The organism is Gammaproteobacteria bacterium (genome assembly GCA_016712635.1).
Taxonomy (GTDB): Bacteria; Pseudomonadota; Gammaproteobacteria; order SZUA-140; family SZUA-140; genus JADJWH01.
This window is the reverse complement of record JADJQS010000001.1, coordinates 485742-511376: the sequence shown is the minus strand read 5'-3', so window position 1 is coordinate 511376 and position 25635 is coordinate 485742. Positions and strand designations below refer to the sequence as shown.

The window sequence follows — 25635 nt, the reverse complement described above, 5'->3', positions numbered from 1 at the left end:
ATTTAAGCATTCAATCTACCTATTTTTGCGGACAAAGGACAATCGTCCGTATACCTATCTCGGCAAGTTGAAATACCTGTCTCACGACAAAGACCGTAGCGACCCGTCTATTTCCAGTGGCAAATTCTCGACTGGCAGATTGATCAGGCGACGTTGCGTAATATTGGTTTGAAGCTTGATCCGGACACCGACACACTTTCTAACTCAGAGCAACAACCTCTTACTGTCCTAGCAACAGAGTTAACGGAAACACCGGCGCCGGCTGTACGTGTTACGCGTGGCGGTGTGACGACTAAGACATTTCGCACGCGTAAGTCTCCTGACTATGAATCGCGCGATGCGATGAATCGAAAATTGGGGCTGGCAGGGGAAGTACAGGTGCTCGCCCATGAGCGTAAGACACTACAAGAGAACGGGCGTCCCGATCTTGCCGCGAAAGTGCGTCATGTCGCCGTGCTTGAAGGGATGGGGCCGGGCAATGATGTTTTGTCGTACACCCCGGAGGGAGAGCCTAAATATATTGAAGTCAAAACTACCCGTGGCGGTTCAGAAACCGGGTTTTATCTGACAAGTACGGAGCTCGCGTTTTCAAAACAGAGTGCTCATTACTATCTGTACCGCGTGTTTCATTTTGATATCGATATAGGGCGTGGGAAATTTTTTATCGTGACGGGCGCCCTGGACGCCCATTTTGAGTTAGAGCCACTGCAATACCGCGCCAAGGTGTAAGTTGGGTTTTAGTTTTATCCATCTGCCGAGGTCGGCTGTGCGTGTAACCTACGCTTATATTTTCCAATCCAAATTTCGAGCCGCTTCTCGGGATCATCGGTGTTGAGAATTTCATCAACATCCGATTTGAGTTCTTGATAGATCAAGTGTGCAGCTGCGCGCGCGGATTTTCTAGGATATTTCGTCGCATATAGGTGAGGGACTTTCTCTCGTAGCTCAGAAAAACGTGCCGCTCGCTTTAGTCCTCCCCTTCCGGCCGCGTGCTTGCAATTCGGTTTGAACCGCTGTCTCTAAATTTACCTTGGTCTGCGCATTCAACTCGGTTTCTGGAGTGCCAGCACTTTTAGGTGTTCGGGCGTAAGCCCGCATCCATCGCTTCCAGGGCCCAGTCGATCATGTTACCGCTATACTCACCGCTGTGTTGAGGGCCTGGTGTATGGGGTTGCCTTTAGATTCGTAGAGATATTCACTGACGTAGGCGAGGGTGAGTACTGCGAAATAATCCACCCAGGAGGCATCCGGCAGTGAGGGTTGCCCAGTAATGTCAAACTCTTCCCGGCGCAGTTTTAGTGCTTTCACCCGGCTGATGAAGCACTCGCCATCGCGTTCGGTAGCAGCTATTGCCGTTTCAAATTCCTTTGGCCCGCTTTCTCTTAAGATCCAATCTAGGGAATCGATGAGGAAATCGATTTGAGTCGGTGTTCGGTCGGCAAGTAACGCGCGTGCTCGGGTGAGCTGGTCCCCGAAAAACAGATGCAGGCTATCGGGCAGTCTCCCGGTTTTGAGATCAAACGCCAGATCAAACTCGAACAAGTGATAATGCAGCATGGCGGGGACGCTTGCTTGAGCCTATAGGAGAACGGTTCGCGCCGGGATCGTCCCCGCGTGCGTGTCTGAGTAATAAATCGGTAATCCGCTGCATCGGCTCGCGCAGTCGATCGATATCCCACCCGATGTAACCCTCGGTCACGTCATTGTTGACCTTGTGATTGACTAGCCGCTTAATGGCGTAGGCGGAGATATCGAGACTTTCCGCGGCGGTGATGAAGGTGCGGCGCAGATCGTGCGCTGTGAAGGGGACGCCGGAGGCCTCCACCACCTTTTTCATCTGCCGCTTGGGTTCGATTAAATAGCCGTGGCCGGTTTTGCCGGGGAAGACGTACGGGTTGATGGCCGCCTCGCGCCGTCCTGCCAAGAGGCGCAACAGATGATCGGAGAGGGGTAGGTGTAAGGGCACCCCGTTTTTCGTCGTGGGAATGGTCAGCAGGTGGGATCGCAGATCCACGTCCTGCCACTGCAACGTTAAGGCCTCCTGCCGGCGCAGGCCGGTAAACAGCAGCAGCTCCAAGAAGTCCGCCACCGTTTCATACAGCGAATAGTCCACCTCCCCCGGCAAGTTGGGGTCGGTGAGCTCACACAGGCGTAAGGCGCGCACGGCTGTATACCACCGCGGCAGATCCACCGGCTTAATGAAGGTCCGGCGTCGTTCGATCTTGTTCCAGGAGCGAGTCACCGTCAGGACCCGGACGGGGTTTTCCGGCAGCACGGAGCGGCCGTAGGGGTCATCGTAGACAGCCTTGGCAAAGTTGAGCACCGAGCGCAGAAACCGCATGCACAGATCGGCATGCGCCTTGCCTCGCGATTCGGTCAACTCCTGGTGCCGATCCAAGACCATTTTCTTGGTAATGGCGGTCAGGGGTTTGTCGTGCCAGGTCGTAAAGATCGTGTTGAAGATCCGCGTATAGTCCTTGCGCGTGCTAGCCCGCAGGGTCTTCCGGGCCTTCATGAACTCGGTATATGCGTGTTTGAGACTGGTCGCTTGCAGCTTGGTCGCCTGTCGCTCGTGCACCGGGTTTCGTCCGAGCGCGATCTTGCCGAGCTCCTGGCGCGCATATTGGCGCGCCTGTTCCGCCGTCAGGGGACCAAATCGTCTAGCGTGATCCGGCGCATCTTTCCTGGATGCGCTTTTCGAGGATGAAAGACTTGGTGCCGTTCTCGGTGATGCGCAGCCCAAAGCCCTTCAACTCGGTGTCGCGATAGAACACTTGACCCGTTGTCGGCGGGGCAAGTTTATCCACCACCGACTTGGTGAGCTTGACCGACTGATTGACCGAATTTGTAGGCACTATGTAGGCACCGCACGTCAAAGTGTGTCATGAGTGTACGGAGCAATTCAAAGAAATGTCAATATAGGACAGGTAGTTATAATACCTATGCAAAGTAGGTCAAATTCAGTCAAACTGGGAAAAATCGAATTTGTAATCAGCCGGTCGGGGGTTCAATTCCTCTCGCCAGCTCCATATACACGAAATACTTATTACATTGCACGGCAGTTACAATTGTTGTTTCTGGATTCGCGGCAACCCTGAGCGCCTTTGTCTGTAAACTGCGAATTGACCTTCGTAGACCTTCTGTATGTAAAAGATACGATTAGTCGTACGCGGTATTTTTACGTACTGAACGACCAGCGCGAGAGGCGATAAGGCTCATCTAAATGAATCAGGTAGTATGAACGCCCGGGAACTGTTGAACAAATTGCTTGCAGGAAAGGGGCATCGCATCGAGCGGACGATGCCGGTTATTTTGCGGGAGAATGTGCTCTTTTCCGCTGATCTTGATTTCCTTATCCAGCATGAAGTCTTCCGTAATGGCGGCAAGCTTCATTTCATTCAGATCGGCGCCAATGACGGTGTCAGCAGGGCCGATGACCTCATTCGCTATGTTCGCAATCATAGCGCCTCCGGTCTCATGGTGGAGCCCCAGCCAGACGTTTTCGCCATTCTGCAAAAAACTTCGCCGCCTATCCCGGGATTACCCTGCTTAACAAGGCGATCCATTCGGATGCCGATGCGATGACGCTGTACCGCTTGGATCCGCAGCTGATCGAGGTGCGGAATGACTTGCCCCATTGGGCCCGCACCAACGGTGTGGCCAGCTTTGACCGGAGGCATGTCCTGGGGCATGCCCGCCGCATCGGATTGGGTGAGGAGGCAATTGTCGAACAACAGGTTTCCTGTATCACCCTCAGTGAATTACTCGCGCTGTCGCCTAAGATGCCGGATGTCTTGAAGGTCGATACCGAGGGTTACGATTACGAGGTGTTGTCGATGCTTGATCTGGGGCGGTGTCGGCCGGCCATTATCCACTTCGAAAACTCCTGTATGACGAATGAGCAGTATGAAACGCTGATCAAGCGGCTTATAGCGGCGGGTTACCGATTCCTTGCGGACAAGATGAACACCACCGCCTGTCTGAGCAATCCTGCCGGCTCCAGGCCCACTGCACTTGGTGACGCGGGAGAGCCATCACTCGGGCCGGCTTAAACTGCCTGCGCGACCTGATGGGCTCCGTCCCACATCATGGTGAGCGCGATATACAGGATGACTAGCAGGCCGACGTAGCCGATCCAGCGGTGGCGTACGAGCAGCCGCGCCATGACAGTCGAAGCCACCCCCATCAGGGCCACCGACAGCACCAGTCCGAATACCAGCACCCAGGGGTGTTCGTGTGCGGCGCCGGCGACAGCGAGTACATTGTCGAGCGACATGGAGATGTCGGCGACGACGATCTGGGTCACGGCATCACGGAAGGTTTTGGGTTTACGCGTCGTGACGTCCTTGCCTTCCAGCACCGCCTCGCCCTCCTCCTCCGCATGTGCGCGGGGCGTGCTCAGCTCTCGATACAGTTTCCAGCCGACCCACAGCAGCAGGATGCCGCCGGCGAGCATGAGCCCGATGATCTGCAGCAGCTGGGTGGTAGCCAAGGCGAACAGGATGCGCATCACAGTGGCGGCGATGATGCCGTAGAGGATCGCGCGACGGCGCTGTTCGGCGGGCAGGCCCGCCGCCGCCATGCCGACCACGATGGCGTTGTCGCCCGCGAGCACCACGTCGGTCATGATGACAGTGGCGAGCGCGGACAACTCCGAGGGGGAAATCAAAGAGAACAGATCCATCGCGCGTCTTAATAGCACACTCCGGGGGTGATTGTCAGCCGGCCGGGGGCGAATTCCTTAAAGTTAACCTGATAAAAGTCCGTTAACACCATGGACTTCCGTCTGGAGCGCGGAAGTGATCGCCCCCTAGGGGGTTGGCCTGCGCGGTTAATAGTCATGAGTAAGCCCGTTGATACATCCTGCGATTTCAAGCGCGCACGCTTTCTGATCGTCGATGAGTCCGCCGATACACGCCGCCTGTTGAAAATGATGCTGGCGGAGAGCGGTGCGGAACAGATCGATGAGACCGCATACGCAGCCGAGGCCATTGGGATGATGGCGCAGGTCGGCTACGACGTTGTGTTATGCGATTTCCACCTGGGCGCCGGCCGTGACGGACAGCAATTGCTGGAGGAGGCGCGCTTCAAGGGGATTCTCAAGGCGTCCACACTCTTCGTCATGGTGACTGCGGAGAATACCGCGCAGGTGGTGATGGGGGTGCTGGAATGCCGTCCCGACGATTATCTCTCCCTGCCCTTCACCCGCGAGCAGTTTTCCGCCCGCATGCAGCGCCAGCGCTGGAGAAGTTCCCCCAGGCGGAGGCGATATACGCCCAGGTGTTCACGCGCCGCAAGGCCGTGTGGGCGGGACTCGGCAGCGGCCGCGTGCGTTTTCTGGTGAAAGACTACGCGGGCGCGGCGGTCGCCTTCGAACGGACGCTGGCGGCGCATCCGCGCCAGCTCGAGGCCTACGACTGGCTGGCCAGGGTGCGGACCCTGCTCGGTGACCACGACGCGGCGCGGAAATCGCTGGGCACCGCCCTCGAACTTTCGCCACGCTCGATACGCCGGCAGATGGCGCTCGGCGAGCTCGCTTTGCGCGACGGACACTACCGGCTCGCAGCGCGCGCCTTCGGCGCGGCGGTCGCCCTGGGCAGTCGCTCCGTGTACCGCACCGCGTCCAGTTACATCAAGCAGGCGCGCGCCCTCATGCAGTTCGACGCCGGGAGCGCGCTGCGCGTCCTGCGCGATCTGCGCCGCGACTTCAGCACCGATCCCGAGGCACGTCTGCGCGCGGCGGCGGCGGAGTGCCTGGTGCACCGCCTGTTGGGCGAGGAGGCCGGTGCGCAGGCTTCCTGCGAGGAAGCGATGAAAATCTATGCCGGCATGGATGACGACGTCTCGCCCGAGGCCATGGTGGAGCTGGCGCGCATGCTGCTCGCGCGCGGTGAACACGCGACCGCCGTTGAACTGATGCAGCGCGCAATCGGCAACCGCCACGAGGACGAGGGCCTGCTGCAGGAGGTGCGGGAAGTATTCCGCGATGCCGGCATGGCGGAAGAGGGCGAACGGCTCATCGCGCGGGTGCGGGACGAAGTGGTCCGGCTCAATAACGACGGTGTCCATCTGGCGGAGGAGGGGCGACTGGAGGAGGCCGCTGAATTGTTCCAGCAGGCGATACGCGACCTGCCGGCGAATCGCACCATCAATATGAATACGGCCAAGGTCATGCTTCTGAGGATGAAGCGCGACGGACGCAATGATCAATATCTGCGCCAGGCACACGAATGCATCGAGCGCCTGCGGCAGCAGGATCCCGCCGCCGGCGCGGTGCAGCGCCTGACCGCGTTTTATCGCGAAGTCGCGGCGGGCGGCTGAGCGGGCGACAGCCGGGGTCCGCATGCAGGGTGCCGTCCTGGTGCGCCGCAGCCGGATTCACACGAAGAATTCAGCACTTATCTTCTAAAGCCGCCTGCCGGTCTGCCGTTAAACTGGAATAAGAATAGCGGCGGCGCCATGGGCAGCATATCTAATCTCAATCCTACGCAAACAGCCACGGACGGCAACTTCCGCGAGGAGGCGCACGCAGCCACGGACTCCGCGCTGTATCAGGGTGCCGAGTGTACCTACGCGATGTTCAAAGGGCTCAGGCTGGACTCGCATTACCAGCCGATTTTCAGCCTGGCCCATCAGCGCGTGATCGGATTCGAGGCGCTGATGCGCGCCACCGATGCTGACGGGCGTCCGCGCAGTCCCCAAGAAGTGTTCGGCAGCACGCGCGGTTATACCGATACCGTACTGCTCGACCGCCTGTGCCGTGCGACCCATCTGTACAATTTCGCCCGCCAGGCCCCGGCCGCCGCCTGGCTGTTCCTCAACATCAATCCGCGCGTCATCGCCGAAGGGAGGCGCTCGGGATCGTTCCTGCAGGCCAAGCTTGAACAGCTGGGATTCCCGCCCGAGCGGGTGGTGATCGAGATCGTCGAGGCCTCCCTGGCCGATGAAACGCCGCTGGTGGATTCCGTCCGCCACTACCGGGATCTCGGCTGTCTGATCGCGATCGACGATTTCGGCGCCGGCCACTCCAACTTCGACCGCATCTGCCGTCTGCGCCCGGATATCGTGAAGCTTGACCGCTCCATTGTCATGCAGGCGGCCGTCGACCCCGGCATCCGTTCCATCGTGCCGGGCATGGTGTCGCTGCTGCACGAGTCGGGATCCCTGGTGGTGATGGAAGGCATTGAAACCGAGTACGAGGCGATGGTGGCGATGGACGCCGACGCCGATTTCGTGCAGGGCTACTATTTCGCGCGCCCCGCACCGCAGGCGGCCGTGACCCAGGTGCCGGCGTTCGGCCAGCTCTTCGGCCAGTTCAGGGACATGACGCTGCAGGAGCGCACCGGCTATCGGACCGAGATTGCGCCTTATCTCAACGGCATGGGTTATGCCTCCGTGCTGCTCCAGTCGTCGCATCCGCTCGAGATCGCATGCAAGGGTTTCCTCGAGCTGCCGCGCGCCGAACGCTGCTTCCTCCTCGACAGCGATGGCCGCCAGATCGGCGCCAACATCAATTCACCGCACGCCCAGGTGGAATCCGATCCGCGCTTCGCACCCCTGCGCGATGCCGCCGGGGCGAACTGGTCGCGCCGGCACTATTTCCGCCGCGCCATCTCACGCCCGGACAAGGTCCAGGTAACGCGCCCCTATCTCTCTGCCGCGACCGCCACGCCCTGCATCACGATATCGATCGCCTTCAAGGTCCGCGGCGAGCGCCGCGTACTGTGCGGCGACCTCCGCTGGGACGAGGCCCACGGCTCGCACTGAGCCCGTTCCCTCCGCCCGGCGCGACGCGCCCCTTTCCTGCCCCACACCGGCCATTAAGCCAGGCTTAAGGACGCTCTGGTGTAATGATCCGTACGATGCAGCGGCATGGGACTCTTGCTGCCGCTGGCCCGCAAAATAGAAGATATACAATGATGTCCGCACGGGGCTATGCTGCGGTGGCTGTGCGTAATCAGGGGGCGCATGCGTATTCTCCTCGTGGAAGACGATGAGTTGCTGGGCAACGGCCTGCAGGTCGGATTGCAGCAGAGCGGTTATGCCGTGGACTGGGTCAAGGACGGGCACTCTGCCGAACTGTTCCTCGGCGCCGGCGCCTACGACCTCATGATCCTCGATATCGGCCTGCCCAGGCGTTCCGGCCTGGAAGTGCTGAGGACGCTGCGCAGCGGCGGCAGCAGCCTGCCAGTGTTGCTGCTCACCGCACGCGACACCGTGGAAGACAAGGTCTCCGGACTGGACAGCGGGGCCGATGATTACCTGGTCAAGCCTTTCGACCTGGACGAGCTGACCGCCCGCATCCGCGCCCTGCTGCGCCGGCGCAGCGGGCGCAGCGAGCCGGTGATCCGCCACCGTGATATCGTCCTTGACCCCGCCTCGCACGCGGTCACCCGAGCCGGCCAGCCGGTGGAGCTGGCGCCGCGCGAGTTCGCCGTTCTGCTGCAGCTGCTCGAAAACCGCGGCAGGGTATTATCGCGCGCCCAGCTCGAACAGAACCTGTATTCGTGGAAGGACGAAGTCGACAGCAACGCGGTGGAGGTCCACATCCACCACCTGCGCAGGAAGCTGTGGCCAGAACTGATCCGCACCATCCGCGGCGTCGGCTACGTCATCGACAAGGAAACATGAACCCTTCCCTGCGTAACCGCCTGCTGTTCACCCTTCTGCCGGTTACCCTGGCGATGTGGGCAATCGTAGGCATGGTCATGTACGCCGCCACCCAGAGCGAGGTGGACGAGCTGATCGATGCCCAGCTCGCCCAGTCGGCGCGCCTGCTGCTGAATCTCATGGGACACGAGCTGAAGGAACAGGCTTCGACCCCGGATTACAGCAGTGACGACGACATCGCGGAGCAGTTCACCGAATTCTCGCATAAGTACGAACAGCGCCTCGCCTTTCAGATGTGGATACTGCCCGAGGACCGCATCTGGCTGCGCACCGACAGCGCGCCTAGATACCGCATGTCGGAGCGCAACGCGGGTTTCGAGAACCGGGTCATTGAAGGCAGTCCATGGCGTGTCTATGTCCTGACCGACACGACAGGGAACCTCCAGGTGCAGGTGGGGGAGAGCGCCGAGCGCCGGGAAGAACTGCGCAACTTCATTGCATCCCGCGTGCTGATCCCGATACTGCTGTCGATACCGCTGCTCGCTGTCATGATCTGGTACGGCGTCGGCCGGGCCATGTTGCCGCTGCGCAACATCGCCGCCGACGTCAAGAACCGCCGGCCGGACAATCTGCACTCAATCCCTGACACCCAGGTTCCGGTCGAAACCAAGCCGCTGGTAGATGCGCTGAACGCCCTGTTCCAGCGCCTGCAGCAGGCCTTCGAGACCGAGCGCCGCTTCACTGCCGATGCGGCCCATGAATTGCGCACGCCGCTGGCGGCACTGAAGACCCAGGCGCAGGTCGCCTTGCGCTCCACGGAGGACGACGAGCGCCGCCGGGCGCTGTATCAGGTAATCACCGGCGTCGACCGTGCCACCCATCTGTCACAGCAGTTGCTCACGCTTGCGCGCATCGATCCCACCCTGTGGGTCGGGCGCGACCAGGTCGATCTGCAGGGGCTGGCGTCTGAGGTCCTGGCCGAGGTTGCGCCGGTTGCGCTCGCCAAGGACGCCGATCTCAGCCTGGAAGCGGATACCGGCGCCACTGTCCAGGGCGACCGCGCGATGCTCGGCATCATGCTGCGCAACCTGGTGGACAACGCGATCAAATACACCCCGCCCGGAGGGAAGATCGAGGTGCGCGTCGAGCGGGATGGAGCCGGTATCATGCTCCGCGTGGACGACAGCGGTCCGGGTATTCCGCCGCAGGAGCGCAGCCGTGTATTTGAGCGATTCTATCGCCAGGTCGGCACGCTCGCGCCCGGCAGCGGCCTCGGGCTTTCCATCGTCAAGCGCATCGCCGATCTGCATCACGCGGCGGTGCGGCTTGAGAAGGCGGAGCTGGGAGGCTTAAGGGTAGAGGTGATATTCGGGGCCGGCGTCTGAGCGATCGTCAGGCGCCGGCGTCAGGGTGCAGGGTGCGGATGCGGGCGGGCGTGGCCGGTGTGCGGTTGCACAGCCGTTTCTGAATCTCCTTGATCGCGGTGGCCAGCACGCTCTCGGTGATGAGCTCCGCATTGATGTGGTAGTAGTGCAGCAGGCAGGGTACGACCTCGTGGATCGCGCGGCGCGAGGCCGGCCTGAAGTCGGTCCATGCGATGACCGGCAGATCGTACAGGGTGCGGTCGACGCACACCCATGCCTCCTTGTCCACCAGCAGGTCCATGCCGCGCAGCCCGGTGAGAGGCAGGCGCAGGGGACTCTTCAGGCGCCGCACTCCGAGTGTAACCTGGTTGTAACGTCGTCCGTCCACCACGGTGGCCAGCGTCTTCAGTTTGGGAACTTCGTCGATTCTTGATTTCATTGCAGATGCTCGGATGGTGCGGATGATCCCGGTATGTCTTCCATATTAACGGCATGGAGGGCCCGTTCTGAAGCATGCCGCAGCCGTCTTTCCCGCGCGATCAGGCTGAATGTATCACATCCCGGCGCCCACCGTCCCGGCGCAATCCCGTATGCCGCGTCATATTCATTCCGCCGATCCGTTGTGAGAGAATCGCGTGGGTTTATGAGAGAGACTTGAGCGGGTAGCGGGATCCGGGGCGCAGCACCATGACATATCGTTTGGGTACACCGTTGTCCACGACCGCCGTGAGGGTGATGCTGCTCGGCAGCGGTGAGCTCGGGAAGGAAGTCATCATCGCGCTGCAGCGGCTGGGCGTGGAGGTCATCGCCGTCGACCGCTACGCCGGTGCGCCCGGTCATCAGGTCGCGCACCGTGCCCATGTGATCGACATGACCGACGCGCGCGCCTTGCGCACGCTGGTCGAGAGCGAGCGCCCCCATCTGATCGTGCCGGAGATCGAGGCGATCGCCACCCAGGCGCTGCTCGACATCGAGGCTGACGGCCTCGCCGAGGTTATTCCGACCGCACGCGCCGCGCATCTCACCATGAACCGTGAAGGGATCCGCCGTCTCGCGGCAGAGGAGCTCGGGCTGCCCACCTCGCGCTACGCCTTCGCCCGGAGTCTCGACGAACTGCGCCGGGCGATCGGGGACGGGATCGGATTTCCCTGCATCGTCAAGCCGGTGATGTCGTCCTCCGGCAAGGGGCAATCGACCGTGGACGGCGTGGATGGGGTTGCCGCGGCGTGGGAATATGCGCAGAGCGGCGGGCGCGTCAGGCAGGGCCGTGTCATCGTAGAGGAGATGATCGACTTCGACTTCGAGATCACCCAGCTGACGGTGCGGGCCGCGGGCGTCGACGGCGCGATCGGGACATTCTTCTGCGAGCCGATCGGCCACCTGCAGCAGCGCGGTGACTATGTCGAGAGCTGGCAGCCGCAGCCCATGACGGCGGCGGCGCTGTCACGCGCCCGCGAGATCGCAGGCCGGATCACCGCCAGCCTGGGCGGCCGCGGGATCTTCGGCGTCGAACTGTTCATCAAGGGCGACCGGGTCTGGTTCAGCGAGGTCAGCCCGCGCCCGCACGATACCGGGATGGTGACGATGGCGACGCAGCGCCAGAGTGAATTCGAGCTGCATGCGCGCGCCATCCTCGGCCTGCCGGTGGATCCCGGACTGCTCTGTCCCGGCGCAAGCGCGGTCATCTACGGGGGGCATGAGGCGGCCGGAATCGCCTTCGACGGGGTGGATGAGGCGCTGCGCGTGCCCGGCAGCGACCTGCGCCTGTTCGGAAAACCGGAGGCGTTCGTGCGCCGCCGCATGGGGGTGGCGCTCGCCTACGGCGAAGACGTGGATGACGCGCGCCGGCGCGCGCGCCAGGCCGCCGCGAGGGTGCGGCCGGTGGTAGCGCCGGCTTGAACCGGCGAGAAATCCGACCCGCCCGCATGCAGGCGGGACAAGCCGTGATCGGACCGAGCAACCCGTACTGTCCGGTACCACGACGATGAACCTGGGCGTGCTCGAAGCGGTCCTGGTGCTGCTCGTTGTTTCCGTACTCACCGTTTCCATCTTCCGCCGATTCAGGCTGCCCGCCATCCTCGCCTACCTGTGCGTCGGCGTCGTGGTGGGGCCGAACGGGCTGGCATGGGTGCCAGACAGCGCGGCGACGCGCCTGCTCGCTGAATACGGCGTCGTGTTCCTGCTGTTTACCGTGGGTCTGGAATTTTCGCTGCCGCGCCTGATCGCCATGCGGCATGAAGTGCTTCGTCTGGGTAGTGCCCAGGTCGTGCTGACGACACTGGTTGCGGGCGGCGCGGCCTGGGCGCTCGGCCTGTCGGTGGCGGCTGCCTTCGTGGTGGGCGGCGCGGTTGCGATGTCGTCCACTGCGATCGTGATCAGGCAGATGACGGAGCGCCTCGAGCTGAATTCTCGCCATGGCAGCCTGTCGGTGGGCATCCTGTTGTTCCAGGACCTCGCCGTGATCCCGTTCCTGATTCTGATCCCGGTGCTGGCCGGCGGCGACCAGGAAATGGTGATGTGGAGTCTGCTATGGGCTCTGGCGAAGGGCATCGTGGTGGTCGTGCTCATGTTCTCGGCCGGACACTGGCTGCTGCGCCCGCTGTTTCACGAAATCGCCTCCTCGCGCTCATCCGAGCTTTTCACCCTAACCGCACTGCTGATGGCCCTCGCGGCCGCCTGGATCACGCATTACGCCGGCCTGTCGCTCGCGCTCGGCGCCTTTCTCGCCGGCATGATGCTGGGCGAGACCGAGTTCAGGCACCAGGTCGAGGCCGACATCCGCCCATTCCGCGATGTCCTGCTCGGGCTGTTCTTCATCACTATCGGCATGCTGCTCGAGCTCTCCTCCCTGCCGGGCATACTGCACTGGACGGTGTTGCTCCTGGTAGCCATCATCGCCTTCAAGCTCGTGCTGATCGTTGCGCTCGCCAGGCTGATGGGGGCGGAGCCGGGGGTGGCGGTGCGTACCGGCATTGTGCTTGCACAGGGCGGTGAATTCGGTCTGGTGCTGCTGTCGCTCGCACTGGGTGAACGCCTGCTCGATCATCACGACGCCCAGGTGATCCTGGCCGCGCTCATCTTCAGCATGGCGCTGAGCCCGTTGATGATCAATTACAACGGGATCATCGTGAAACGTCTGTTTGCCGGCACCTATCTGAAACAGCGCGAACAGCTGCTGCAGGAGGTCGTGCAGGACGCGCGCGAACTCAAGGGTCACGTGATCATCTGCGGGTACGGCCGCATCGGCCAGAACATCGCGCGGCTGCTGGCGAAGGAGGGTTTCGACCACGTTGCGCTCGACCTCGATCCGGTGCGCGTGCGCGACGCCCGCACCGCGGGTGAACGCGTCTTTTACGGCGATTCGACCCATCAGGAGATGCTCGAGGCCGCCGGCCTGGCGCGGGCCCGCGCGCTGGTGGTGAGCTTCGACGACGTGACCTCGGCCCTGAAGATCCTGCCGCAAGCCCGGCGCCTGCGCCCGGACATGCCGATCCTGGTGCGCACGCGCGACGACACCGATCTGGAACGGCTGCAGCGCGCGGGCGCGACCGAGGTGGTGCCGGAAACCCTGGAGGCGAGCCTCATGCTGTCGTCCCATCTGTTGCTGCTGCTCAGCGTCCCGGTGTCGCGCGTGCTGCGCGAAGTGAAGGAGATCCGCGACAGCCGTTACCAGCTGCTGCGCGAGTATTTCCGCGGCCGGGGTGACGTCGACTCCGGGCAGGAGGCGGACAGCGGCGCGAAGCGCCTGCAGATCGTGAAGCTCGAGGCAGGCGCCCACGCCGTCGAGCGGACGCTGGCCGAGATCCGGCTGGAGCAGTTCGGCGTCGAGGCGACCGCCCTGTTGCGCAACGGCATCCGCAGTGAGGCGCCTGTGCCGGAGACACGGCTGCGTCGCGACGATACCCTGGTGCTGTTCGGCACCGCCGGCGCGATCGAGGCCGCGGAAAACCGCCTGCTGCGCGGTTGAGCCGCGACTCAGTCGTGGACGGGGTCGAATCTGGGCACGCCGTCCACGATGCGCGGGCGAAGGCGCCCTGCCAGGAGCATCAGCAGGTCGTCCCCGATCAGGGTTTTTTTCCAGCCGTGCAGGACCTCCGCATCACGCTCTCCGAGGATGACGCGCGCGAGTTCGTCGCGCGAGGCGAGCATCGCGGGATTGATCGCGTTCTCCGCGCCGCGCACGCGGACAAGCGCCATCATGATGTCGGCGAGCGCCTCCTGGCGCGGATCGAGCGGACCGGCGCGCTCGCCGGCGGGGGAAGGGTCTGCGCCGCCCGCCGGCGCGGCCTTTGCCAGGCGGATGAGCGAAAGGATCTCGGAACCGTAATCCTGCATGGTCTGGCGTTTGACCGATCGCAGGCTGGCGAGCTGTTCTGCGTCGTCGGGGCCCATGCGCGCGATGTCGACCAGCGCCTCGTCCGCCAATATCCAGCCGCGCGGACGGTCTTCCCTCCGCGCGCGCTCCTCACGCCAGGCGGCCAGTGACTTGAGCGTCGCCAGCCGCTTGCCCGTCAGCTTGCCGGTGGCGCGGATGCGGCGCCAGGCCAGCTCGGGCGGGTTGCGGTAACGCTCGGGATCGGACAGCGCGGCGAAGTCCTCCAGCAGCCAGGCCAGGCGTCCGCGGGCTTCGAGTTCAGTGCGCAGCTTCAGATAGAGCGGGCCCAGGTAGCGGACATCGTCGAGCGCGTACTCGATCTGCGCGGGGGAGAGCGGGCGGCGGCACCAGTCGGTGCGCGTGTGCGACTTGGACAGCGCGGTACCCAGCAGCTCCTGCACCGCGCCCGCATAGCTCGGCTGGCTCTGCATGCCGAGCAGCGGCGCGGCAAGCTGGGTGTCGAATACCGGTCCCGGCAGCTTTCCATAGGCGTGATAGAAAATCTCCATGTCCTGGCTGCAGGCGTGGAATATCTTGATGACGGCGGGATCAAACAGTATCTCGGCGAGCGGGTCGAGATGCGCGAGCGCGAGCGGATCGACGCAGGCGATGACGTCGTCGGTGGCGAGCTGGAGCAGGCACAGGCGCGGATAGTAGGTGCTCTCGCGGATGAACTCGGTGTCGAGCGCGAGCCAGGGCTTGTTCCTGATGCGTGCACACAGTTCATCCAGCGCAGCCGCGCCGTCAACGTAATAGGTCTGCCGGTTCATGGTTGCTCCGCCGGTTGAGTGAAGGGAAGGAGGGCCCGCGTCAGGCGGGCGCCTCCCGTGTTTTCCAGACGCTGGCGAGGAACGGCTGCTGTGCGCGCGGCAGGCCGGGCGGGCGGTAGAAGTGCTCGAGTTCCGCGAAGCCGGCGCCGTGCATGAAGCGGCGCCATTGCGCGAGATCGTGGTAGCAGCCGTAGCGCTCGCCCTGCCAGCCTTCCTGGTTGTCGCCGTGCGGATTCGAACTGAACAGCACACCGTCCGGCTTGAGACTGGCGCGGAGTTCGAGCAGTACGCGCGGCAGCTCCTGCGCCGGGACGTGGAACAGCGTGGCGTTGGCGAAGATGCCGTCATAGAAGTCCGCCGGAAGGTCCAGGTTAAGAAAATCCTGGCACAGCACCTCGCAACCGGACAGGCGGCGCGCCAGGGCGCACATGCGCGGCGCCCCTTCCAGTCCGGTCGGCAGGTGGCCGAGCGCGCGGAAGGCGATCAGATCGCGTCCCGGACCGCAGCCGAGATCGAGGAGGCGCAGCGGCGGCGCCGACCGGATGTGGCGCAGCAGCGCGGCGCGGTTCTGGCTGACGTCGTGGTCGCGCGTGGCCTCCCAGAATCGCTCGGCGCGGTCGTCGTAGTGGCGCAGCGTACGGCACGCGATGGCGGTGAGCTCGTCCTCCCTCAGCATCGGGTCGCCACGCCGGTCGGGATCGGCTGCGGAGTCATGGCGCCGGTGCAGGCGGATTCGCGGGAATGCCGGTCCGGCCTTCGATCTCCTCGATGCGCTCCTGGATGCGGCGCTGCCGTTCCGCCACCGCCGCCTCATCCGAGTCGCCCCCGCCCGAGCGTTCCAGCACCTGTGCTCGGGTGAGCACGGGATAGTCCGCCGGCAGCTCGAGCAACGCGGGTTGAGCCGGGGCATCGAGCCGGATGCGGAGGATTTCGTGGGTCACCCTGCCGCCTTCGCCGGTGCTCCGCAGCGGGATGCCGAGCTGTGTATAGTGGTCGTCGATCAGGTCATCGGCGACATCGCACAGGCGTTCCGGTTCGGTAAGAAGGGTGAGGACACGATGGTCCTGGTCCTCGGAGGCGGTGGCCATGATTTCGATGAAGCGGCGAATGCCGGGTTCGGCGAGCGGTGCGGCGGCGAGGAATTCGTCGCGGCAGTACGCGTCGTCGATCAGAACCCGGTAGCGCACCGTCGGATAGCCGGCGATATCCGGGCCGGCGCCGGCGTCCTCCAGGCGCACGCGCGGCGGTGCGATGCCGGTCGCCGCCATCTCCGCGTGTTCGGAGCGTCGCTGCCGGGGCGAGGCGAGATCCATGGCGAAATGCTCGCGCGTGTTGACCGCGAGCACGCGCCCGCTCTCCAGGTCGAGCAGCATGTGCAGGCCCGCATCCGCCCCGTCGATCCTGGCCATGCCGGCCCCGATCGTCACGCGGCTGTCCCGGCCGGCGGCGTCAGCGCCCTCGATAACGATGTCGCCATGCGCCGTCGTCCATGCGGCGCAGGCAAGGGTGCAAAACAGCGGAAACGATCGTCTGTTCACAGGTCCTCCGGAGTCGCGGTGGCCGGCCGGTTACAGCGGCAGTACTTCCATGCCGTGATCGCCGAGCTGCTGCGCGGCGGAGGCGCTGGTGATGACGGCCTGGCTGGCCTGCGGCGGCTTCAGGTAGGTTTCGCCCACCCGGCGCAGATCGCCGAGCGTGACCCCCGTCACGCGCATGCGGTAGCGCTGGCGCTGCGCCGGCGTGCGGCCGTAGAGGTTGTTGTGGAAGGCTGATTTTGCCTCGCCCGCCGGTGAGCCCGGCTTGTCGATCGCGCCGATCACGCCGAGGATCGCCTCTTCCAGCTGGCGCGCCTCGTGGCGGGTATCAAGCAGCCAGTCGATCGCACGGTCAAAGTCCCGCAGTGTTTCCTCGAGGCGCGGGTCGCGGTAGGAATAGAAGCGAAAGGCGGCAATGTCGGGGTCGTGGCCGGCACCACCGCCGTAGGCCCCACCCTGTTCGCGCACCGCGCGGTGCAGGAAGCCATTGCGCAGGAATCCGCCCAGTACCTCGAGCGCCGCGGCGTCCGGATGATCGATCGGCACAGTCGGATATACCTTGGCGCAGAAATTCACCTCCGTGCTGGTAGTCCACAGTTGCCGCACCGGATGGCGCACCGGCGCGCGGGTGAACGGCATGTAGCCGTCGTTGCCGGGCGCGGACGCTCCGTTCCACGCGGCCTCCAGGTCGCGCCGCAACTCTTCGTGGCGCTCGCGTTCGCCGATCAGCACGAACTGGCGCGGTGCGCGCAGGACGAGTTCATGGATGCGCGCCAGCCGCCCCGCGAAGTGCGCGAGACGGTCTTGCGCTCCGAGCGAATCGTCGAGCTGCTTCAGCGCGCGGATGCCGGCCAGCCCGCGCAGCCGGTGGTTGATGGCGGCGCCCGCGCTCATCCCGCTCGCGGCGGCGCTCATGGCGAGCGAGTGGCCGCGGCCGGTGACGCTCTGCTCCATGCGAGCACGCTCCTGGGCGATGAGCTCGCGCAGGCGGTCGAGTTCGTCGAAGCGGACGTCCTCCAGCGTCTCCCGCATGAGCTCGCTGAATGACGCGTGCCTGCTGGCGAGTGCCTTGCCGGAGAGGATGAAATGGGCGCGGATGTCCTGCACGTCGTCGATGCGGCCGCGCAGGCTGGTATAGGCGCTGATGTCGCCGCACACCTGCGACTGGCGCAGCTGCGTGGCGAGGTAATCGCGCCCGCCGCTGCCGAGTTCGGAGAGGGCGCGCGTGTAGTACGGCAGGCAGGCGAGCAGTTCATCGTCCAGCTGCGGCAGCTCGATCACGATCTGCTGATATACCAGTCCGTTGGTGCCCTGCGGGTAGAAGGTCGCCTCCCACGGGCCGAGCGGCTCACGCGCGCCCTCCGGGATGTAGAGGTCGGCGGGGATGTCGTCCAGGCCCACCTTGGGAAGGATCTCCGGATCGTCGTGGCGTGCCTGTCTCTGCAACAGCTCGGCGGCACGCGCCGCGATCCGCTCCTTCTCCTCCGCCGACAGCGCGGCGCGTATCGCCTCCAGTCGTTCCGCCTCGGCCGCGCCGCGGCGACGGCTCAGTTCCGGATCGGGTTTCAGGGTGAGACGCACGCGGTGCGGATTGTCGAGCAACAGTGACCGCACCTGCCGTTTGATGAAGCCGGGATCCCGGATCTCCGTGCGCAGGCGTTCCAGCACCGGCTCGAGATTGAGCACTGCGATCGGGTCGCCACGGTGGACGGCGGTCGGCAGCGCGCTCAGGATCAGTTGCAGGCCGTAAGGATAGGAGTCGCCGCCGATCTCGCGCTGGTGCAGCTCGAGCTGATGCAGTGCGGCCTCGACCATCTCCTGCGGTACCCCGTGTTCGGCGATGTCGCGCAACACGTCGAGGATCATGCCCTCGACCGCCTCGGAATGTTCCGGCCGGCTGCCTTCGACGCCGCACACGAAGGCCATCTCGCGGTTGGAGTCCTCCAGCCCGCACAGGGGCGAGGGGGCGCTGCCCAGCTTCGTGGTCTCCAGCGCATGGCGCAGCGGCGAGGCGCCATTGTCGAGCAGGATGTTGGAGAGCAGGTGGGCCTTGAGCAGATCTTCCAGTTCGGTGCTGCGGCCGAGCAGCCAGCCGAGCACGATGTGGGTCTTGTTGCCGCCGGTGTCGCCTTCCTCCAGCGCGTAACTGTCCTCTACGCCGTGCGGATGGTCACGGCGGGCCTCGTCCGCCACGGTGATGGCCTCGTCGAGCCGCCCGAAGCGGGCCAGGGCGCGCTCCTCGAAGCGTGCCTGATGCTCGTGCGCGGGGATGTTGCCGTAGGTCATGAAGACGGCGTTCGACGGGTGGTAATGCGTGCGGTAGAACTCCTTCAACTGCTCATAGCTGAGGTCGGGGATGTGTTCCGGGTCGCCGCCGCTGTTGTAATGGTAGGTGGTGGTCGGGTACAGGCGCTGGCTCAGGCTTTGCCACAGGGCGCTGACCGGGGAACTCATCGCCCCCTTCATTTCGTTGTAGACCACGCCCTTGTATACCAGGCGGCTGCGCGGATCGGCAGCGTCCTCGAACTCGATGCGGTGCCCCTCCTGCGCGAAATCCAGCTCGTCCAGCCGGGCGAAAAATGCGGCATCCAGGTAGACGTCGAGCAGATTGTAGAAATCCTTCCGGTTTTGGCTGGCGAAGGGGTAGGCCGTCCAGTCGCTGCTGGTGAAGGCGTTCATGAAGGTATTGAGCGAACGCCGGATCATCATGAAGAAGGGGTCGCGCACCGGATAGCGCTCGCTGCCGCACAGAGCGGTGTGTTCGAGGATGTGGGCGACGCCGGTGGAGTCCATCGGCACGGTGCGGAAGGCGACCAGGAAGACGTTCTCGGGATTTTCCGCGCTGAGGTGATAATGGCGCGCGCCGGTGCGCCGGTGTTCGTACTCCTCCACCGTCAGGTTGAGCGATTCGATGCGTTCGCTGCGGATCCAGGCGAAGGCGTCATGGGCCTGGCCGGTGGCGCTCGCGTCCGGGGTGGTCCGGCTGGTCGCTGGGATTGCGGTCTTCATGTGCTCGTTTCCGTTCTCGGCTGCTAATCAAGGGCATTCTACGTGTTCAGGCCCGCCGCCGCCAATGCGCATCAGCAGGGTCTGAGTTATTGATATTGGGGGAGAAATGCCAAAGACAAGCGGTGGAACTTGAATCTGCAGTCGCGCGGCCGCGCGCGGCGCGGCCTCAGACGCCCAGGACGTTGACGGCGTCGCGGTATTGTTCCCGGGTTTCCTCGACGAGCATGTTCAGCAGGGCGGGGGTCGGGGCGAGGCCCGTGGTCTGCCAGGCGTCGTCCTCGATGAAGACATCCGCCGACGCTTCGGCGCTGAAGGCGCCCTGCTCGCCGTGATTGGCAAGGGCGTCGGCGATGTGCAGGATCGCTGCCTCCATGCGTCCATGCGCGGTCGCCGCCGCCGGATCGTGATGGTGGCGCACAGCCTGCTGCAGCGCGTCCGGGAGGTGCCACTGATCGAGCATCATCCCGCCGAGTTCCGCGTGGCTGAACCCGAGCGCCTTCTGTTCGGTCCGATGCAGGATGCCCTCGTTGCCGCGCGCGGCCAGGATCAGATCCCGCGCCGTTTCCGGAACCCGGTTGTAGATGAGCAGGCTGCCGACGTCGTGCAACAGGCCGGCGACGAACAGACGCTCCGGGTGAAGCACCCCGCAGCGCTTCGCCAGCATGCGTGCGATGATCGCGCAGGAGACGCTGTGGCGCCAGAAGGTGTCGATATTGACGACGAAGCTCGGGATGCGCGAGAACGACTTGACCGCCGATACCGCGATCACCATGTTGTAGAGTTCGCTGATGCCGACCACAGTGATGGCGCGCGAGACGGTGTCGATGCGGCGCGAAAACTGATAGAAGGAGCTGTTCACGAGCCGGAGCAGGCGGGCGGTCAGGCTGGGGTCGCAACTGATGATCTCCCCCAGTCCCTGTGCGGTGGCCGTGTTCGATTCCACCAGTTCGAACACCCGGATGCAGATGTCCGGCGGAGAGACCAGGCTGGAGACGTCCTTGATCCAGCGGAGCGCAGTGTCTCGCGCCGCCTCTTTTTCGACTTCTGTTTTTGTGTTCACGGCCGGCCCCACGGTGGTCGGATGACGGGAAATGGAATTTCCTTAGTTAGCGTTCACAGCGGCGAATTGTTGAGCGGCGCCGCGCCGGGTCCGCCCGCCGCAGCATGCTAGACTGGGTCGACGCGGAACACCTTGCGGAGCGGATCATGATGCCGTCGATGACGTGGTGGCAGCAGGCGGTGCTGGCCCTGGTGGTCGTGCTGGTGCTGTGGTGGACCCTGCCCGGGGTCAAGGCGGCCCTGGAAAAGGGCCGGCGTGCGGACCGGCGCGACTGGCGCGGCGTGGTGCTGCCGGTCGGCGCCGTCGTGATCTTCGTGCTGCTGCTGATCGCGCTCGTGCGCTAGTCGAGCCAGCCGATCTCCCGCGCCGTGACGGCGCCGACCACTGCGGCGTGCAGGCCGATGGGCGTTTCCGCCCGGGTCGGGGAAAGCGGTGTGCGTCCCGCCATGATTTCCGCCCGCGACTGCGGATGGCGCGGTGCGAGATCCGGCTCCGCGTAGCCGTCCGGATAGAGCGGCAGATTGGTGCGCGGATCGTACTTGTCGGTGGCGCCCAGGGTATGCAGCAGTTCATGGGCGATGATGACGTTATTCTGCGCGCCCATGGTCCGGCTCGCGAAGGCCTTGATCAGGGCCAATGCCCCCTTGGAAAGCCCGACGGAATGCTCCAGGCGCGGAAAGCGCTGCGGATCATAATACTGCACGAACAGGCGCACCTGCGGCGTCGGGCCCGGGTATTCGTCCGCCGTCCAGGCCCAGTAGCGCAGACGCAGGCTCCACAGCATCACCTGCAGCACATTCCGTTCGCGCGGCAGATCGGGCGGCGGGGCCGACGCCGGCGCCGGCGCCATGTCGATCTCCACTGGCGCGGATAGGTCGACGCCGAAACGGCGTGATTCGCGGCGGAAGAAGTCCTCGATGGCGCGGAAAGAGTCCGCCCGCAGTTCTCCGATGTAGTGCTCCGCGGCCGGGCTACCGTCCGCGTTGATCGGATAGATCACGACCCGCAGCGGCTGCTCCCAGCCGGTGATGTCCTGGCGCGTGAACCACGCGTTGAGCGCGACCAGCAGCAGGATGAAGCTCAGCAGAGCTATGCGCAATCGTTTCGCCATCGTTGCCGGCCGGGGTAAGTGGATAACAGGGGTGCGGCGTGCAGAATACTTCAATCACCGCCATGTTCTATAGCGACCGCAGCGATGGAATATTGACGGCTGTGAGGGGCCCGGCCGCACCTGGGCGCGTGATATAGTTGGAGCCTGATGACAGGAGGTGAAGCATGCGCGCGAACATGAGCCCGGCCGCCCAGGCCGGCATTCTGATCTTGGCCCTGTGGGGTCTTGTCGGCGCGGCCGCGGCCGCGCAAGTGGACGATATCAGCCGGGATGAACTGCAGGCGCAACTCGGCGCCGCCGCGCCGCCGCTGGTGCTCGATGTGCGCACGACGGAGGAGTATGCCGCCGGTCATGTTCCGGGGGCGCTGAACCTGCCGCATGACCAGGCTGCCGGGCGGCTGGCGGAGCTCGCTCCTTATCGGGACAGGACGATCGTGCTGTATTGCAAATCGGGTCGGCGCGCCGGGCTCGCTGCGGAGGTGCTGGCCCAGGCGGGATTCGGCCCGCTGCGCCATCTTGCCGGCGACATGCCGGGCTGGATCGCCGCGGGGCTTCCGGTCGAGCAGGCCGCGACGGATACGCAGCCATAGGTCGCCTGTGCGTCTGATGCGGCGCGCGGCGGGAGGCCGCCGGACGCGGGCGCGTCGTTTCCACCGGGATGGCGCGGCGTTATTCGCCGGGCTGGCCATGTGCGGCGCGGCCGAAGGTGCAACCTTCGCCCTGCCTGCGCCCGGCGTGGATGTGGTGGGCGAGATCGGCACCGCCATCGTTGCCGAGGGCGAGACCCTGCTCGATATCGCCCGCGCCCATGACCTCGGCTATAACGAGATCGCCGCCGCCAACCCGGGGCTGGATCCATGGCTGCCGCCGCCGGGCGGTGCGGTGATATTGCCCGCGCGATTCGTACTGCCCGCCGCCCCGCGCCGGGGCATCATCGTCAATCTCGCCGAGATGCGTCTGTATTACTATCCGGCCCCGGCCGGGAGCGGAGCCGTGGTGATGACCTTCCCCATCGGGATCGGACAGGAAGGCTGGGGCACGCCGCTCGGCGTCACCGAGGTGATCGGCAAGATCAAGGATCCGTCCTGGACCGTGCCGGCGTCGATCCGCGCGGAGCATGAGCGCATGGGGGACCCCCTGCCCGGAATCGTGCCGCCCGGTCCGGACAATCCGCTCGGCGCCCATGCCCTGCGGCTCGGACTGACCAGCTACCTGATCCATGGTACCAACAAGCCCTACGGCATCGGCCGGCGCGCCAGTCACGGCTGTATACGCCTGTACCCGGAAGACATCGAAACTCTGTTCCGGCACGTGACCGTCCCCACGCCGGTATGGATCATCGACCAGCCGTACAAGCTCGGACGTGACGGCAGCACGCTCGTACTGGAGGCGCATGCGCCGGTCGCCGATGCGGACCATCCTCCGGCCGACTATTTCACTCCGCTGGTGTCAGCCGCGGCGGCGGTCAGCCGCGCGGCCGATCACGAGAAATTGCACGAACTCGCCGCCGGCATCGTGAAACGCGAATCGGGGATGCCCGAGCCGGTGGCGGAACTGGCGGCGGTGGACGCCACCCTGCCGCAGGGATGGATGCTGCAGCTGGGGGCCTTTGCGGAGCGCGGTAATGCCGCACGGCTGGCGGAGGAATTACGGGCGCAGGGCGCCGCGGTGACCGTGTCCGCCAACCTCGGCGACGGTTATTGCCACGTGCTGGTCGGCCCTTATCCCGGACGGGACGGGGCGCTGGCGGCAATGGAGGAAATCAGGCAGACCACCGGCTACACCGGCAGCGTCGTGGCGGCGGATCGCCCGGGTGCGCTGGCCGAATGCCAGCCCTGATCGGTCCGGACGGTAGTCGGCGGCGCCGGGTTATTTGCTGACCGCCTTGTTGAACATCCGCTCGGCCTTGACCTCGGCGCGCGCGGCTGCGTCCTGGGCGGCGGTGGCCTCTTCCTGCGCCTTGTTGGCGACGGTCATGGCCTGCGAGGCGGTGTCGAGCGCGTTGTGCGCCGTGGCGCTGGTGCTGGCGGCCTCGCTGCGGGCCTTCTTGGCGGTGTCGAGCGCTTCCTGGGCGACGCCCATGGACTCGTCCGCGCTGCGCTGTGCTGTCGCGACTGCGTCGGACAGGCGCTGCAGCTCCGTCGAATTGGTTGCGCAGCCGCCGAGCCCGAGCAGGATTACGCCAGGCAGGAAGACAGCAAGGGATCTGCGAGTAGTCATGGTGAATGAACCTCCTTTTCAAACGCGCCCATCAGTTGAAGACGCCTAAGGTAATGGATCCGGATCCGTTTGTCACGAGAGATGTCGCGCGCATGAGCGGCGGACGAAGTTCGCGGGTCTACCATTCCGGCGGACGCGGTGTCACACTGCGCAGAACCGCGCCGGGGGCGGGATGCCGCTGCACGGCGACGCGGGATCATTCTGAGTTTCGTATGGGCATGCACGGGCGGGCGACCGACAACGCGGGGAATTTTCCGGCGGCGCATTTGCGGCTGCTCGCCGCGGTGCTGTGCCTGGGCGCCGTCCTGCTCCACAAACAGGTTCTTGCCGCGGAGCCGGCGGGAGACGAGACCGCGTCACAGGACGAGGCGTCCCTCTATGAGGATGAATATGAAGACGAGGGCGAGCTCATCGCGGACCCGCTGGAGCCGATGAACCGCGCGATCTTCGCCTTCAACGACAAGTTGTATTTTTACGTGCTCAAGCCGACGGCGCGCGTCTACCGCGTGCTGCCGCAGGGGGTGCGTGTGTCGGTGTCGAATTTCTTCTCCAACCTTGGCGCGCCCATCCGCATGGTCAACGCGCTGTTTCAGTTCAAGCTGCTCGACGCCGGGGACGAACTGCTGCGCTTCGGCGTGAACACCACGGCAGGCCTCGGCGGCCTGTTCGACCCGGCGGGGCGATATCTCGGCCTGCGCGAAAAGGAGGAGGATTTCGGGCAGACCCTCGGGCGCTACGGGGTCGGGCCGGGGATCTATCTGGTGCTCCCCGCGCTCGGGCCGAGCAGCGCGCGCGACGGCATCGGACGTTTCGTCGACGGCAATTACTTCGATCCGGTAGTGATCGTGCCCGATGAGACCGCGGAGGTCGTGGCGCTGAAGGCGCTGGATGCAGTGAACTACCTGTCGCTTGACAAGGACACCTACGAGGTCATCAAGCGCGAGTCGCTCGATCCCTACACCTTTGTCAAGAACGCCTACGCGCAGAATCGCGCGGGCAAGGTCGAGAAATGATCCGCCGCCGCTTCAGCGCATCCGCGTGCTGAAGCGCAGTCCGCCGGGCGCGGGGAAGCGGTATGCCAGCAGCACAAGCGCAAGCGCGCTGAATCCGACGAACGCCACCAGAGTCCAGCCCGGTATGCTCAGTCCGAGCCAGGTCCAGTCGAGTGCGGCGCAGTCTCCGGAACCGCGCAGGATGATGCCGAGGGCCTTGGAGAGAGGGAAGGTATCCAGGATGTAGTCCATCGCAGGGCCGCACGGTGGCACCTCATCCGGGGGCAGGTGCTGCAGCCAGACGTGGCGTCCCGCGACGGCGGCGCCGGCGACCGAGATCACCAGCGAGAAGGCGGCATAGATGCGGCGCCCGACGGCGCCCGGGTTGTGCAGTGCGGCGAGCAGAAGCACCGCGCCGAGGAGCATGACGGCCACCCGCTGCAGTATGCACAGGGGGCAGGGTTCCAGCCCTGCGACGTACTGCAGCACGAGCGCCGCAGCCATCAGGCCCGCGCAGGCAGCGAAGCCGAGCAGGTTGAGGGTGCGGGGTGTAAGCAGGGTCGTTGCATTCATGGCGTATTCCAGGTTT

General features: G+C 64.6%; 27 protein-coding genes. 13 read left to right on the top strand and 14 right to left on the bottom strand.

Annotated elements, in window-relative coordinates:
- The first annotated feature begins 153 nt into the window (after window positions 1-153).
- Window positions 154-729, top strand: coding sequence for a DUF3883 domain-containing protein (locus tag IPK65_02280; GenBank protein ID MBK8162006.1), 576 nt, complete (start codon window positions 154-156; stop codon window positions 727-729).
- A gap of 393 nt (window positions 730-1122) precedes the next feature.
- On the opposite strand, the gene IPK65_02275 is transcribed toward IPK65_02280, so the two are convergent.
- The 4 genes from IPK65_02275 to IPK65_02260 form a co-directional block, all read right to left on the bottom strand.
- Window positions 1123-1557, bottom strand: coding sequence for a hypothetical protein (locus IPK65_02275; protein MBK8162005.1), 435 nt, complete (start codon window positions 1555-1557; stop codon window positions 1123-1125).
- Window positions 1529-2578 carry a tyrosine-type recombinase/integrase gene (locus IPK65_02270; GenBank protein MBK8162004.1) on the bottom strand — a complete coding sequence of 350 codons (1050 nt, stop codon included), beginning with the start codon at window positions 2576-2578 and terminating at the stop codon, window positions 1529-1531. The genes IPK65_02275 and IPK65_02270 overlap by 29 nt, the downstream gene beginning before the upstream one ends.
- Before the next feature lie 82 nt (window positions 2579-2660).
- Window positions 2661-2855: a DUF4102 domain-containing protein gene (locus tag IPK65_02265; protein ID MBK8162003.1), complete on the bottom strand. Its 195-nt coding sequence runs from the start codon at window positions 2853-2855 to the stop codon at window positions 2661-2663.
- Between the two features lie 373 nt (window positions 2856-3228).
- Window positions 3229-3462, bottom strand: coding sequence for a hypothetical protein (locus tag IPK65_02260; GenBank protein ID MBK8162002.1), 234 nt, complete (start codon window positions 3460-3462; stop codon window positions 3229-3231).
- Between the two features lie 119 nt (window positions 3463-3581).
- On the opposite strand from IPK65_02260, the gene IPK65_02255 reads away from it, so the two are divergent.
- Window positions 3582-4052, top strand: a complete 471-nt coding sequence (locus IPK65_02255; GenBank protein ID MBK8162001.1) for an FkbM family methyltransferase — start codon at window positions 3582-3584, stop codon at window positions 4050-4052.
- On the opposite strand, the gene IPK65_02250 is transcribed toward IPK65_02255, so the two are convergent.
- Window positions 4049-4684 (bottom strand): TerC family protein, encoded by a 636-nt coding sequence (locus tag IPK65_02250; protein MBK8162000.1) that lies wholly within the window; start codon window positions 4682-4684, stop codon window positions 4049-4051. The genes IPK65_02255 and IPK65_02250 overlap by 4 nt on opposite strands.
- Window positions 4685-4840: 156 nt before the next feature.
- On the opposite strand from IPK65_02250, the gene IPK65_02245 reads away from it, so the two are divergent.
- The 5 genes from IPK65_02245 to IPK65_02225 all read left to right on the top strand — a co-directional run bounded on the left by IPK65_02245 (window position 4841) and on the right by IPK65_02225 (window position 9995).
- Window positions 4841-5344: a response regulator gene (locus IPK65_02245; GenBank protein ID MBK8161999.1), complete on the top strand. Its 504-nt coding sequence runs from the start codon at window positions 4841-4843 to the stop codon at window positions 5342-5344.
- Window positions 5281-6321, top strand: coding sequence for a tetratricopeptide repeat protein (locus tag IPK65_02240; protein ID MBK8161998.1), 1041 nt, complete (start codon window positions 5281-5283; stop codon window positions 6319-6321). The genes IPK65_02245 and IPK65_02240 overlap by 64 nt, the downstream gene beginning before the upstream one ends.
- Window positions 6322-6459: 138 nt before the next feature.
- Window positions 6460-7767 (top strand): EAL domain-containing protein, encoded by a 1308-nt coding sequence (locus tag IPK65_02235; GenBank protein MBK8161997.1) that lies wholly within the window; start codon window positions 6460-6462, stop codon window positions 7765-7767.
- 201 nt (window positions 7768-7968) lie between these two features.
- Complete coding sequence (locus IPK65_02230; GenBank protein ID MBK8161996.1) at window positions 7969-8631, top strand: response regulator; 663 nt, start codon at window positions 7969-7971, stop codon at window positions 8629-8631.
- Window positions 8628-9995, top strand: coding sequence for a sensor histidine kinase N-terminal domain-containing protein (locus IPK65_02225; GenBank protein MBK8161995.1), 1368 nt, complete (start codon window positions 8628-8630; stop codon window positions 9993-9995). The genes IPK65_02230 and IPK65_02225 overlap by 4 nt, the downstream gene beginning before the upstream one ends.
- A 7-nt stretch (window positions 9996-10002) precedes the next feature.
- Here the strand turns inward: IPK65_02225 and IPK65_02220 are convergent, their stop codons facing one another.
- On the bottom strand, window positions 10003-10413 hold the full coding sequence (locus tag IPK65_02220) for a hypothetical protein (protein ID MBK8161994.1): 411 nt from the start codon (window positions 10411-10413) through the stop codon (window positions 10003-10005).
- Between the two features lie 248 nt (window positions 10414-10661).
- Between IPK65_02220 and purT the strand changes: the two genes are divergently transcribed.
- Window positions 10662-11873, top strand: coding sequence for a formate-dependent phosphoribosylglycinamide formyltransferase (gene purT / locus IPK65_02215; protein ID MBK8161993.1), 1212 nt, complete (start codon window positions 10662-10664; stop codon window positions 11871-11873).
- Window positions 11874-11958: 85 nt separating this feature from the next.
- A complete protein-coding gene (locus IPK65_02210; GenBank protein MBK8161992.1) occupies window positions 11959-13941 on the top strand; it encodes a cation:proton antiporter in 1983 nt (660 codons plus the stop codon).
- A gap of 8 nt (window positions 13942-13949) precedes the next feature.
- Here the strand turns inward: IPK65_02210 and rnd are convergent, their stop codons facing one another.
- The 5 genes from rnd to IPK65_02185 all read right to left on the bottom strand — a co-directional run bounded on the left by rnd (window position 13950) and on the right by IPK65_02185 (window position 20723).
- Window positions 13950-15119, bottom strand: coding sequence for a ribonuclease D (gene rnd, locus IPK65_02205; GenBank protein ID MBK8161991.1), 1170 nt, complete (start codon window positions 15117-15119; stop codon window positions 13950-13952).
- Window positions 15120-15159: 40 nt separating this feature from the next.
- Window positions 15160-15795 (bottom strand): class I SAM-dependent methyltransferase, encoded by a 636-nt coding sequence (locus IPK65_02200; GenBank protein ID MBK8161990.1) that lies wholly within the window; start codon window positions 15793-15795, stop codon window positions 15160-15162.
- Window positions 15796-15829: 34 nt separating this feature from the next.
- The gene (locus IPK65_02195; protein ID MBK8161989.1) at window positions 15830-16657 is read right to left on the bottom strand and encodes a hypothetical protein; all 828 of its coding nucleotides are present in this window, start codon (window positions 16655-16657) and stop codon (window positions 15830-15832) included.
- Between the two features lie 30 nt (window positions 16658-16687).
- Window positions 16688-19663: an insulinase family protein gene (locus tag IPK65_02190; GenBank protein ID MBK8161988.1), complete on the bottom strand. Its 2976-nt coding sequence runs from the start codon at window positions 19661-19663 to the stop codon at window positions 16688-16690.
- Between the two features lie 166 nt (window positions 19664-19829).
- Entirely contained in the window at window positions 19830-20723 is an 894-nt protein-coding gene (locus IPK65_02185; GenBank protein MBK8161987.1) for an HDOD domain-containing protein, read from the bottom strand.
- Between the two features lie 104 nt (window positions 20724-20827).
- On the opposite strand from IPK65_02185, the gene IPK65_02180 reads away from it, so the two are divergent.
- Window positions 20828-21067 carry a hypothetical protein gene (locus tag IPK65_02180; GenBank protein ID MBK8161986.1) on the top strand — a complete coding sequence of 80 codons (240 nt, stop codon included), beginning with the start codon at window positions 20828-20830 and terminating at the stop codon, window positions 21065-21067.
- Here IPK65_02180 and IPK65_02175 read toward each other — a convergent pair.
- Entirely contained in the window at window positions 21064-21834 is a 771-nt protein-coding gene (locus IPK65_02175; GenBank protein ID MBK8161985.1) for a hypothetical protein, read from the bottom strand. The genes IPK65_02180 and IPK65_02175 overlap by 4 nt on opposite strands.
- Window positions 21835-21998: 164 nt before the next feature.
- Between IPK65_02175 and IPK65_02170 the strand changes: the two genes are divergently transcribed.
- A complete protein-coding gene (locus IPK65_02170) occupies window positions 21999-22424 on the top strand; it encodes a rhodanese-like domain-containing protein (protein ID MBK8161984.1) in 426 nt (141 codons plus the stop codon).
- A gap of 7 nt (window positions 22425-22431) precedes the next feature.
- Complete coding sequence (locus IPK65_02165; protein MBK8161983.1) at window positions 22432-23673, top strand: L,D-transpeptidase family protein; 1242 nt, start codon at window positions 22432-22434, stop codon at window positions 23671-23673.
- Window positions 23674-23703: 30 nt separating this feature from the next.
- Here the strand turns inward: IPK65_02165 and IPK65_02160 are convergent, their stop codons facing one another.
- Window positions 23704-24054, bottom strand: coding sequence for a hypothetical protein (locus IPK65_02160; GenBank protein MBK8161982.1), 351 nt, complete (start codon window positions 24052-24054; stop codon window positions 23704-23706).
- A 212-nt stretch (window positions 24055-24266) separates the two neighbouring features.
- Between IPK65_02160 and IPK65_02155 the strand changes: the two genes are divergently transcribed.
- On the top strand, window positions 24267-25067 hold the full coding sequence (locus IPK65_02155; GenBank protein MBK8161981.1) for a VacJ family lipoprotein: 801 nt from the start codon (window positions 24267-24269) through the stop codon (window positions 25065-25067).
- 12 nt (window positions 25068-25079) lie between these two features.
- Here the strand turns inward: IPK65_02155 and IPK65_02150 are convergent, their stop codons facing one another.
- Window positions 25080-25619, bottom strand: a complete 540-nt coding sequence (locus tag IPK65_02150) for a disulfide bond formation protein B (GenBank protein ID MBK8161980.1) — start codon at window positions 25617-25619, stop codon at window positions 25080-25082.
- Between the last annotated feature and the right edge of the window lie 16 nt (window positions 25620-25635).